The organism is Chromobacterium sp. Ag138 (assembly GCF_055181315.1).
Map to the genome: position 1 here is coordinate 3763497 of NZ_JBUPWA010000001.1, position 11545 is coordinate 3775041.

Annotated in this window: 9 protein-coding genes; 7 read left to right on the plus strand and 2 right to left on the minus strand. The window is 63.3% G+C overall.

The annotated features are described in order from the left end of the window. The first annotated feature begins 2 nt into the window (after positions 1 to 2). Together ACY3GB_RS17620 and ACY3GB_RS17625 are read left to right on the plus strand one after the other, a co-directional pair. Positions 3 to 3131, plus strand: coding sequence for an efflux RND transporter permease subunit (locus tag ACY3GB_RS17620; protein WP_463089877.1), 3129 nt, complete (start codon positions 3 to 5; stop codon positions 3129 to 3131). Continuing rightward, positions 3128 to 4516 (plus strand): efflux transporter outer membrane subunit, encoded by a 1389-nt coding sequence (locus ACY3GB_RS17625; RefSeq protein ID WP_463089878.1) that lies wholly within the window; start codon positions 3128 to 3130, stop codon positions 4514 to 4516. The genes ACY3GB_RS17620 and ACY3GB_RS17625 overlap by 4 nt, the downstream gene beginning before the upstream one ends. Before the next feature lie 12 nt (positions 4517 to 4528). Here ACY3GB_RS17625 and ACY3GB_RS17630 read toward each other — a convergent pair whose 3' ends face one another. Together ACY3GB_RS17630 and nfsB are read right to left on the minus strand one after the other, a co-directional pair. Continuing rightward, positions 4529 to 4984 carry a VOC family protein gene (locus ACY3GB_RS17630; RefSeq protein ID WP_463089879.1) on the minus strand — a complete coding sequence of 152 codons (456 nt, stop codon included), beginning with the start codon at positions 4982 to 4984 and terminating at the stop codon, positions 4529 to 4531. A gap of 41 nt (positions 4985 to 5025) precedes the next feature. Further along, on the minus strand, positions 5026 to 5679 hold the full coding sequence (gene nfsB, locus ACY3GB_RS17635) for an oxygen-insensitive NAD(P)H nitroreductase (RefSeq protein ID WP_463089880.1): 654 nt from the start codon (positions 5677 to 5679) through the stop codon (positions 5026 to 5028). A gap of 683 nt (positions 5680 to 6362) precedes the next feature. On the opposite strand from nfsB, the gene ACY3GB_RS17640 reads away from it, so the two are divergent. From ACY3GB_RS17640 to ACY3GB_RS17660, 5 genes are all read left to right on the plus strand, one after another. After that, positions 6363 to 7157 carry a helix-turn-helix transcriptional regulator gene (locus ACY3GB_RS17640; RefSeq protein ID WP_463089881.1) on the plus strand — a complete coding sequence of 265 codons (795 nt, stop codon included), beginning with the start codon at positions 6363 to 6365 and terminating at the stop codon, positions 7155 to 7157. After that, a complete protein-coding gene (locus ACY3GB_RS17645; RefSeq protein WP_463089882.1) occupies positions 7154 to 7828 on the plus strand; it encodes a transaldolase family protein in 675 nt (224 codons plus the stop codon). The genes ACY3GB_RS17640 and ACY3GB_RS17645 overlap by 4 nt, the downstream gene beginning before the upstream one ends. Before the next feature lie 16 nt (positions 7829 to 7844). After that, on the plus strand, positions 7845 to 9071 hold the full coding sequence (locus ACY3GB_RS17650) for a sugar MFS transporter (protein ID WP_463089883.1): 1227 nt from the start codon (positions 7845 to 7847) through the stop codon (positions 9069 to 9071). A 238-nt stretch (positions 9072 to 9309) separates the two neighbouring features. Next, the gene (locus ACY3GB_RS17655; protein WP_463089884.1) at positions 9310 to 9534 is read left to right on the plus strand and encodes a hypothetical protein; all 225 of its coding nucleotides are present in this window, start codon (positions 9310 to 9312) and stop codon (positions 9532 to 9534) included. A 678-nt stretch (positions 9535 to 10212) separates the two neighbouring features. After that, positions 10213 to 11526, plus strand: a complete 1314-nt coding sequence (locus ACY3GB_RS17660) for an aerolysin family beta-barrel pore-forming toxin (RefSeq protein ID WP_463089885.1) — start codon at positions 10213 to 10215, stop codon at positions 11524 to 11526. Positions 11527 to 11545 lie beyond the last annotated feature (19 nt).

The window sequence follows — 11545 nt, forward strand, 5'->3', positions numbered from 1 at the left end:
CGATGCTGGCGCGTTTCTTCATAGGCCGTCCGGTGTTCGCCTGGGTGCTGGCCATCGTCATCATGCTGGCCGGCCTGTTCGCGCTGCGCGCGCTGCCGGTGTCGCAATATCCGGACATCGCTCCGCCGACGGTGATGGTCAGCGCCAGCTATCCTGGCGCGTCGGCCCAGGTGGTGGAGACCAGCGTGATCCAGGTGCTGGAGCAGGAGCTGAAGGGCCTGGACAACCTGATGTACTTCAGCTCTACCAGCTCTTCGTCCGGCCAGGCCGAGATCATGCTCACCTTCCGCCAGGACTCCAACCCCGACACCGCTCAGGTGCAGGTGCAGAACAAGGTAAGCCAGATGCTGGCGCGGCTGCCGCAGCAGGTGCAGCAGAACGGCTTGTCGGTGCAGAAGATGCAGGGCGACTTCCTGCTGATCGCCTCCTTTTATGATGTCAGCGGCCAGCGCAGCGACACCGACATCGCCGACTGGCTGGCCAGCAATGTGCAGGACCCGCTGAGCCGGGTGAACGGCGTCGGCTCGGTGCGGGCCTTCGGCGCGCCGTACGCGATGCGCGTGTGGCTGGACCCGCACAAGCTGAACAGCTACGGCCTGATTCCGTCCGACGTTAGCGCCGCCATCTCCAAGCAGAACACCGAGGTCTCGGTCGGTGAGCTGGGCGCTTTGCCGTCGCCGCCGGGCCAGCAGCTGAACGCGATGGTCACCGCCTGGTCGAGGTTGTCCACGCCGGAGCAGTTTCGCGAGATCGTGCTCAAGGCGCTGCCGGACGGCGGCGCGGTGCGGCTGGGCGATGTGGCGCGGGTGGAACTGGGGCAGGAGGACTACAGCAGCAGCTCGCGGCTGAACGGCCACCCGGCCTCGGGCCTGGCGGTGATGCTGGCGCCGGGCGCCAACGCGCTGGCCACCGCCGAGGCGGTGAAGGCCCGCGTCGCCGAACTGCAGCGCAATTTCCCACAAGGCATCCGCGTCGCCTATCCGGAAGACACCACCCACTTCGTCCGGCTGTCGATACGCGCGGTGATGGAGACGTTGCTGGAGGCCGTGGCGCTGGTGGTGCTGGTGATGTACGTTTTCCTGCGCAACTGGCGCGCCACGCTGATTCCGGCGCTGACGGTGCCGGTGGTGCTGCTGGGCACCTTCGGCGTGCTGGCAGCCGCCGGTTTCGGTATCAATACGTTGACCTTGTTCGGCATGGTGCTGGCCATCGGCTTGTTGGTCGATGACGCCATCGTGGTGGTGGAGAACGTCGAGCGGGTGATGAGCGAGGAGGGGCTGGACGCGCGCGCGGCCACGGTCCGCTCGATGGGCGAGATCGGCGGCGCGCTGGTCGGCATCGGCCTGGTGCTGGGCGCGGTGTTCCTGCCGATGGCCTTCTTCGGCGGCTCGGTCGGCGTCATCTACCGCCAGTTCTCCATCACCATCGTCGCGGCGATGGCGCTGTCGGTGCTGACCGCGCTGACGCTGACGCCTGCCTTGTGCGCGACGCTGCTGCGGCCGCATGCGCCGTCTGAACGCGGCCCGCTGGCGGCGTTCGAGCGCCGTTTCCAGAGCCTGCAATCGATCTATGCCGGTCGCTGGCTGCCGGGCTGGCTTCATCGGCCGCTGCGCGGTGCGCTGGTTTACCTGGCGCTGGCGGCCAGCTTGGCGGCGCTGTATCCGAGGCTGCCGACGGCCTTCATCCCGGACGAGGACCAGGGCACGGTGATGGTGCAGTTCACGCTGCCCACTGGGGCCACCCATGAGCGCGCGGACAAGGTGGCGCGCGCGGTGGAAAAGCATTTTCTGGAGACTGAGAAGGCCAATGTCGAGTCGGTGTACATGCTGTCCGGCTTCAGCTTCGGCGGTTCGGGACAAAACGCCGGCATGGCCTTCGTCGCGCTGAAGGATTGGTCGCAGCGGCGCGGCCAAGAGAACAGCGCCCAGGCGATAGCCGACCGCGCCACCGCCGCGCTGGCTTCGCAGCGCGACGCCGAGGTATTCGGCATGGTGCTGCCGCCGATAGGCGGGCTGGGGCAGACCAATGGTTTCGAATTCTGGCTGCAGGACGCGTCGGGCCAGGGCCGCGAGCATCTCGCCAAGGCGCGTGATCAGCTGCTGAAGGCCGCCCAGGGCGACGACAGGCTGAGCGCGGTGCGTTCCGGCGCCGCCGACGACAAGCCGCAGCTGCGGCTGGATGTGGACCAAAGCAAGGCCGCCGCGCTGGGGCTGGATCCGGCCAATATCGCCGACACGCTGGGCGCGGCCTGGGGCGGGCGCTACATCAATGACTTCATCGACCGCGGCCGGGTGAAGAAGGTGATGATGCAGGCCGACGCGCCGTATCGTTCCAAGCCTGAGGATTTGGGCCTGTGGTTCGTCCGCGGCGCGGATGGCGCGATGACGCCGTTTTCCGCCTTCGTCCGCGCGCGCTGGGAATACGGTCCGGCGCAGCTGAACCGCTATAACGGCCTGCCGGCGCTGCCCTTGTCGGGATCGGCCGCCGCCGGAATCAGTTCCGGCGAAGCGATGAAGGCGGTGGAAGCAATAGCCGGCAAGTTGCCGGGCACCCAGTACGAATGGAGCGGCCTGTCCTATCAGGACCGGCTGTCCAGCGGCCAGACGCCGCTGCTGTACGCGGTGTCGATATTGTTCGTTTTCCTGTGCCTGGCGGCGCTGTACGAAAGCTGGCTGGTGCCTTGCGCCGCCATGACCGCGATTCCGCTGGGCGTGCTGGGCGCGGTGCTGGCGGTGATGGCGCGCGGCCTGTCCAACGACATCTATTTCCAGGTGGGCCTGCTGACGACGATAGGCCTCTCGGCCAAGAACGCCATCCTGATCATCGAGTTCGCCGAGGCGGCGATCCGGCGGGGCGCGGCTCCGCTGGAGGCGGCGCTGGCCGCCGCCCGCCAGCGGCTGCGGCCCATCCTGATGACCTCGCTGGCTTTCGGCGTCGGCGTGGCGCCGCTGGTCTGGGCTGGCGGGCCGGGCGCCGGCAGCCAGAATGCGATCGGCGCGGCGGTGCTGGGCGGCGTGGTGTCGGCCACGCTGCTGACGCTGTTTTTCGTGCCGCTGGCGCATCTGCTGATACGCGGCCTGGCGGGGCAAGTCGCGCAGCGGCGTTTGAAACTGGCGGAGGCGCGGCCATGAAGCGCGTTTTCTGCTTATTGATAGGCGCGGTTTTGGCAGGCTGCGCGTCGCCGCAGCTGGATTACCGGCGGCCCGCCGCGCCGGTGCCGGCGCATTGGCCGGCGGCGGACGCGGAAAGCGGGCAGGCCGATATGGCCTGGCGGCGCTTCTTCGTCGACGAGGGCCTGCGCGAAACCATCGCCCAGGCATTGGCCAACAACCGCGATTTGCGCGCGGCTGTCGCCAATGTCCAGGCGGCGCGCGCGCAGTACCGGATGCAGGACGCGGCGAGGCTGCCGACCATGCAGCTGCAGGGCAATGCCAATCGGCAGTTGACCAGGAGCGGCGATCCGTCGCTGGCGGCGGATAGTCGCGGCGTCAGCGCCGGCCTGGGCGTCAGCGCGTTCGAGCTGGACCTGTTCGGCCGGGTGAAGAGCCTGAGCGACGCGCAGTGGCAGCGTTACCTGGCCAGCGAGGCCGGCGCGCAGGCGGCCCGGGTCAGCCTGATCGCGGAAACCGCCAATGCCTACCTGGCCTTGGCCGCCGACCACAGCCAGCTGGCGGCGGCGCGGACGACGCGGCAAAGCGCTGAGCATTCATTGGCGCTGACGCGGGAGCGGCTGCGGCTGGGCGCGGCTTCGGCGCTGGACGTCAGTTCGATGAATACCGTGGCGCAGCAGGCGCGGGCCGATGTCGCCCGTTACCAGGGGCTGGCGGAACGGGACCGGCTGGCGTTGCAATTGCTGGTCGGCGCGGAGCTTGACGAGGCGAGGTTGCCGGCGGCGCTGGAGGACAAACCGTACACGCTGGCGGCATTGCCGGTGGATGCGCCGGCCGATGCCTTGCTGCGCCGGCCGGATGTCCGCCAGGCGGAAAACCTGCTGCGGGCCGCCGATGCGGATGTGGACGCCGCGCGGGCGGGCATGTGGCCGAGGCTGGGACTCAGCGCCAGCTCAGGACTCAGCGGCGTGACGCTGGCCGGCTTGCTGAACGCGCCTGCGCGGGTCTTGAGCCTGGCGCTGGACGCCAGCCTGCCATTGTTGGACGGCGGCGCGGCACGAGCCGGAGTCGATCAGGCGGAGGCGCAGCGGCTGGCGGCGCTGGCCGCCTACGAGAAAGCCTTGCAGAACGGCTTTCGCGAAGTGGCTGACGCCTTGAGCCAGCGCCAGGCGCTGGCGGAGGAAAGACAGGCGCGGCAGGCGACGCTGGCCAGCGCGGAAGCATCGCTGCGGCTGGCGGAGGCGCGCTATCGGCAAGGATTGGATGGCTACCTGAGCCTGCTGGAGGCGCAGCGGGCGGCGCAGGCGGCGCGCCAGCAGTGGATCAGCGCCAACCTGGCCGAGGCGGAAAACATGGCGGCGTTGTATCGCGCGCTGGGCGGCGGACTGGAGGGATCGCGCGGCTGAGAGGCCGAGCGGTCAGTTCTGGATGCCTAGCCGCGGCAGCGGCTCGCCGGCCATCTGATTTTCGGGGGAGTAGGAGAAGATCAGCTCTATCCTGACGCCGTCCGGATCGTCGATGAACAACTGGTGTTCGCCCAGTTCCGGCACCACGCGCTCGTGGAAGTGCTGTCCCAGCGACAGCAGCCGCATCTGCATGTCCATCAGGTTTTGCCCGCGCAGCGCGATGTGGTCGACGCGGCCGGAGCCGGCCCTGGCTTCGCGGCCGCCCAGATAAGCTTCCAGCTCGGCATTGTCCGCGCTTGCCGCCACCAGGTGCAGCACCGGCCTGCCGCCGGCGTACAACCATTTTCCGGGAAAGCGGAAGCCCGGGCGCGGGCCGTCGCTCAGGCCCAGCACCCGCTGATAAAAGGCCGCGCTGGTTTCCAGGTTGGCGGCGCGTATCGTGAAGTGATCGATTCCCTGGATGTTCATCGCGATGTCTCCGGCGCCGCCGCCGGGGCGGCGCGGCAAAGTCACAGCCGGGTGATGACGGCGTCGGCCGGCAAGCGGGACTTCGGCAGCTTGGCGTTGAAGTCTTTTTCCGAGCGGCGGCCCAGCGCGACGATCACCGAGGCGACCAATCCCTTCTCCCGCAATCCCAATTCTTCGCTCAGCGCCCGCTGGTCGAAGCCTTCGATCGGGCAGGCGTCGATTTCCAGCGCCGCCGCGCCCAACAGCAGGGTGCCGACGGCCAGATAAACCTGCTTTTCCAGCCAATGCGAGGCATCGCGCAGCTCGAAGCGATGCATGTCGGCGAAGAGCGAGCGTGTCTTGAGCTGGCCTGCGCGGGCTTCGGCGCCGGCGAAGCGGCCGTCGCGTTCTTCCTGGTCCAGCAGCGTCTGCAGGTAGGCATCGTCCAGCGCGATGCGGGTGCAGAATACCACCACGTGGGAGGCGTTGAGCACCTTGGCGTGGTTGAAGGCATAGCCATCGGCGGTGGCCTTGGCGACGCGGGCCTTGCCTTCGTCGCTGCCGGCGATGAAGAAGTGCCAGGGTTGGGAATTGGTGGACGAGGGGCTGTGGCGCAGCAGCGCTTCGATCTGCTCGACCTGGTCCGGGCTCAGCTTGAAGCCGGGGTCGAAGGCTTTGGTGGTGTAGCGGGTTTTGGCGTAATGGGCGATGTTCATGGTGTTTGCCTTGATGTCGGTGATCGGTTGGCCTCCGTTTTCCGTTCGCGCGGGAGAGGAGGCCCAGTTAATGCATGATCCTTTGCAAACTGCGGGAGAAAAACTAGTTCTTGCCAGAATCACTTACTTGGTTTTTTTGAAAATGGCCGTCACCAGCGTGCCCTTGACCTCCACGCCCTCGGGAACAGAGGCCGCGCGGCTGACTGCGCCGGGCTCTGGCGGAACCGCGGCGGCATCCGGCCATAGACAATAGCAGGGCGGCGAGGGCGGGAAAACGGCGCATATCGAATCCGGAGGCAAACGAAAGGCCTGAGTATTACGCAATCCGCGGTGACGGGAAAAGTCTGTTTTTGCGATGGATATCTCGCGAGCCGAGAGCGATGGCGATTTATGTTGTCAATATGTTTGTTGGCATATGAATGGTTGCTGAAAATGTGAATTTATTGATGGATTCCGGTTTGAGTTTTGGTGATATGATTCGTTTTTCTTAAAGAATTCCAAAGCGTAATTTGTAGCCATATGAACAGTTTTATTTCTGATTATATCGACTCGAATCTGCGCGGGCGGCAGAGGAAATGCCACGCAGGCCGGAAACCGCCGGGTATGCGATGACGACAGGCATCAATTTTCAAAGCGACAGGTTTTACGCAACCAACGCGTCATTCACCGCCACTGACGCGGTGATGGAATTCACCCGGCCGCTGCGCAGCCTGAAAATCGCTTATTTCACTTTCGATCGGCATTACGCCGACGGCTCCCGCATCGCCTTGACCAATTCTCCGGATTGGATTCAGCATTATTGGCGACAGGAAATGTTCCAGCTGGCGGTGTTCGAGAAGGATTCGGACAATTTCACCGACGGTTACGTGTTCTGGAACTGGCTGAATCGCGAACCCATTTATTCGGCGGCGGCGCTGTTCGGCATCGACAACGGCGTGACGCTGATCGAGCGCAGCGAGGGTTACTGCGACTTCTTCCATTTCGGCTCGGTTTACGACAACAGCGTCAACAACGATTATCTGGCCGGCAAGATGGCTTACTTGCACCAGTTCGTCTCGCTGTTCAAGTACAAGCTGCACGACGTGATCGAATCCGCTGGCCATGACCGGATCTACCTGCCGGAATCGGCCAAGGGCAAGCTGATCCTGGACAGCGACATCAACCACGACATGCTGGTTTCCGACTTCTACAGCCTGATGGACCGCCGCGACGTGTCCCGCATCTATCTGGGCGACGCGGACCACAAGGCCTATCTGACCAAGAAGGAAGTGGCGCTGATGCGCGAACTTGTGAGCGGGGCGTCCTGCGCCGAAGCGGCCGTTTCGCTGGACATCACCAGCGACGCGGTCAACAAGCACATCAAGAATATCAAGGAGCGGCTCCATTGCCGGTCGCTGTGCCAGCTGGGCTTTGTGATCGGCAAGCTGAGCGCGCGCAATATTTATCCTTTTTCCGTGGCGAGTGGTGCAAACAAATGAAGATATGGCTGGACACGATAGACATTGACGCCATCCGCAAGGCCCAGGCCATGGGCGTGCTGGCCGGCGTGACGACGAATCCGTCGATACTGGCGACGTCCAACCGGGATGTGGCGGCGGTGCTGGGCGAGATACTGGACGCCCAGAGCGGTCCGCTGGCGGTGCAGGTGGTGGCGCGCGGGCTGGACGGCATGCTGGCGCAGGCCAGGCGCATCGCCGGCATCAGCCCCAGGATGGTAGTCAAGATTCCGGCCGCGGGCGATGGCTTCCGCGCGATGTCGATTCTGGAGCGCGAGGGCATCGCCACGCTGGCGACCACCATTTTCGAGACCCGGCAGCTGGCGCTGGCGGCGCTGGCCGGCGCCAGCTACGCGGCGCCGTATGTGAACCGGATCGAGCTTTCCACCGGCAACGCCTTCGAGGTGCTGGAGCAGTCTCAGCGGCTGCTGGACGCTTACGGCTACCAGACCGCCATTCTGGCGGCGGCGGTCAAAACGGTGGAGCAGTTCCTGCGCTGCGCGCAAACCGGGGTGGCCGCGGTCACGCTGCCGGTGGAGGTGTTCCAGCAGCTCCACGCGTCCAGCGAGGACATCGAGCAGAGCCTGCGCAAGTTCGACGCGGCCTGGCAGAGCAACGGGCTGACGCGGGACGCCGCGCTGTTCAAGGCGTGAGAAAACAAGAAAGCAAATGATGAATCGTGATGACGCGCTGTTGAGAAAAACCATCATCCTGGTGACCTGCACCTTCTTCCTGTGGGGCATGTCCTACGGCCTGCTGGATGTGCTGAACAAGCATTTCCAGCAAGCCATGCAGTTGTCCAAGGCGGATTCCGGCTGGCTGCAGACCGCTTATTTCCTGGCCTATTTCGTGATCGCCATTCCGGCGGCCCTGTTCAACGAGCGCTTCGGCTACAAGCGCGGGCTGATCGCCGGGCTATGCTTTTTCGCCGTCGGCGCGCTGCTGTTCATCCCGTCGCTGCTGAACGCCAGCTTCCTGGCTTTCGTGTTGTCGCTGTTCGTGCTGGCGTGCGGGTCGGGTTTTTTAGAAACCACCGCCAACCCCTATATTTCTCTGCTGGGCGATGAAAACCGCTCCGAGCGGCGGCTGAACATGGCTCAGGCTTTTTGCGGACTGGGCACCGTGGTGGGGCCGCTGATTGGCGGAGCCTTCTTCTTCAAACTGGGCAATAGCGCGCCTTCGGGCGCGCAGCACGATATGGTGATGCAGGTCTACGTGTGGATCGCCGCATTCGTAGCGCTGCTGGCGCTGGCCATCGCCAGAACGCCGATGCCGGATGTGGGGCGGTATGAGGCCGCGGAGCGAGAGCAGGGACGGCCGTTGATCCGCAACGGGCGCTTCGTGTTCGGGGTGCTGGCGCAGTTCCTTTACGTGGCGGCCCAGGTCGGGATTGGGGCTTTCTTCATCAATTACGCGATGGAGAGCGGCATGCGGCTGAACGCGCAGTCCGCGGCCTGGCTGCTGTCGCTGGCGATGATGCTGTTCATGGCGGGGCGCTTCGTCGGCACTTTCGCCATTGGCCGTTTGTCCGCCGGCCGCTTGCTGATGCTGTTCGCCTTTGCCGACATTCTGCTGTCGCTGGTGGTGGTGGCCACGGGCGGGGCCATCGCGGTGGGCGCGTTGACTCTGATGTTCTTCTTCATGTCCATCATGTTCCCCACCATTTTCTCGCTCGCGATCAAGGGCCTGGAGCGCCAGACCAAGCGCGCGAGCTCCATCCTGGCGATGTCGGTGAGCGGCGGGGCCGTTTATCCCTATTTGATGGGTTATGTGTCCGACCGCTATGGCACGCCGCTGGCGTATGCGATCCCCATGGCCAGCTTCATCGTGATCTTCCTATACAGCGTGTATCTGGAGAGAGAGAAGACCGCTCAGCTTGCGGTTGGCTCGATTTGAGGGGCTAGGAGCAAGGAAGCCGGCGCAAGCCGGCTTTGTTCGTTTGGGCGCGCAAATTTTCGCCGTTGCTCGGTTTTTGCTCGGCTTTTGGGACAGGAAGAGGAAAGATTACAGAAATCTGTACTTATTTGCCGGCGCGGCATGAGATATCTTGGCGTCGTAAGACTTTTTTTCATGCCGCAAGGCAGTTTGAGTCAGTACTGAACGATGCAGGAAAATCCCACTAGGAGCAACAGTGATGAATCCAAGCAGACTTGTCAAGGAAATAGCGGACGATGATTATGCTCTGGATGTGATTCAGGGCGATCAGGTGCTGGTCACCAGCCCGGTGATCGTCGGCGAGAAAGGATCGGAATGGGAAGGATCGCTGGTATTCACCAAGGAATATCTGCTTTCCCTGATGCAGCTGGGAGTGAAGCACCGGTTGTTGAATCCAGACGATATCCATACTCCCTCCCGGTGATGGCGCAGCCAGTCCGATTGTTGCCGGAACGGACTGGCGTTTGCCTCATGCCTGGCGCTGCGGCGCGATGTCTGCGTCGCGGCGAAGCGCGCCAGCTTGCCGACTGCCATATAGCGTCCTCCCTGCTCGGCGTAGCCTGGCGCTTGCATCCCTAAGCGCTCCCACCCTATCACCGCGGGCGCTGTCTCTCGCTTGCGCCCAGCCCTCCCGATAATACCCGTCATCGTTGGATGGCATTCGCGTGCTGCGAATGCTTTCGACCAAGGCCTGCGTCCATTTTCGCTGTCAGATATGGCGTTGTCCGGCTGCGGCTGGTGTGACAATCATGTGGCGAATGCGGCACCTGTTCTAAAGGATGGATTTTGTGCAGCGCAATGCATCTAGGTGAGACTGGGCGATTCTTGATTTTCAGCGTTTTTAAACCCGTCACAGCTAGCGTCAAGACATAAGCATTTTTACTTAGTGTTTTTCATTTTGGTAATGTGTAAATGAAATCAGGTAAATGTTTACAAATGCGGCGTTAAGAAATATTGCGATGCATATCCGGCGCTGATTAGGATTCTTCATGTGGAGTAAAGTATTTGCTCTGCATTGTAGTGGCGTAAAAGCCGGTGCATTCCATTGGCAGATTGGATGGACGCGCTTGCATTGACTCATTTCTTACGCAGGGAATAAAACATGAAATTGATAAAAGCCACGCTTCCCGCCTCAATATTGTTCATTGCTTGCCAGCAGCAGGCATGGGCGGCGGATACCGTGCCACAATTCAGCGACGTGGTGTATACGGAGATGTCCCCGGATAATGAGTCCACCATCCGGAAAATCGTGACGTCGGACGCATTTTTCAAACCCTGGGCGTCCTTGGCGCATTATCTTGGTTATGGCTGGGTCGGCGGCAATACCAACGGCAATACGGCGGTGGGGAAGGAGTTTGAATACTGGCGCATCGACACCATGCTGGACAATCTGTCGATGCCCGACAACAAATACCGCTACATGATGAACGCCAAATACGATCCGAAGGGGCCGGGCGGGTATTGGGCGGACAAGCGTTTCCGCATGGCTTTTTCCAACATCCAGTGGATGATGGAACCCGACGACATGAAACTGGGCTCGCCGGAACTGTACAACAAGAAGCCGCTGAAGGTGGTGACCGTGGTGCTGGAAAATCACAGCGACCAATCCGACACCGGCGTGGCCAATCTGAAATACGACTCCACGGTCAGTTGGTCGAAGGCCGACAAGATCAGCGTCAGCGGCAAGGTGACGATGACCAACAAGTGGACGGGCGGCTTGCCGCTGATCGGCGGGGCCGAGACCTCGGTTGCGGTGGAGATCGCCTCCGGCGCGGACTGGACCACCACCAACGGCACCAGCAGCACCACTTCGCAAACCGCCGAATACCGGGCGGTGCTGCCGCCCAAGAGCAAGCGGCTGATCACGCTGACGCTGTTCGAACAGAAGGCCAACATCCCCTACACCTCCAAGATGTTCCTGACTTACGAGGCGGAGCTGTACAACTTCCTGCGCTACAGCGACAACGCGTTGAACGGCCACCCGTCCAACCGTCCGTTCTATCTGAGCAAGTTCGGCGGCAAGGACGGCCTGAACGGCGCGCAGGACCTGCTGTCGCAATACCTGAATCCGGCGACGTCGAAATGGGATTGGCCGTGGGCGGCGAACCAGTACTCGCGCAGCACCATCGAGTACTACATCGGCTCGATCTCCAAGCGCAAGTTCAAGCAGCAGTTCACCGGGGTGTTCAGCGCGGTGGATTCCACGGCCTACACCATCACGGCCGGTCCGGTGGAGCCGCTGGGCGCGCAGGCGCAGACTGCCCGCTCGGCCAGCCTGGGCGCGGCGGCCTCCGGAGGAATCCAGTATCGCGTGGTGAGCGGGGACCTGAAGGATGTGCCGGGCCGCTTGAAGAACCTGCGCTTCACGGTGGGCAAGCCGCAGGCCGCGTCGTCCGCCGCATCGCCGCTCAGGTAAGCGTTATGGCCGGATGTCC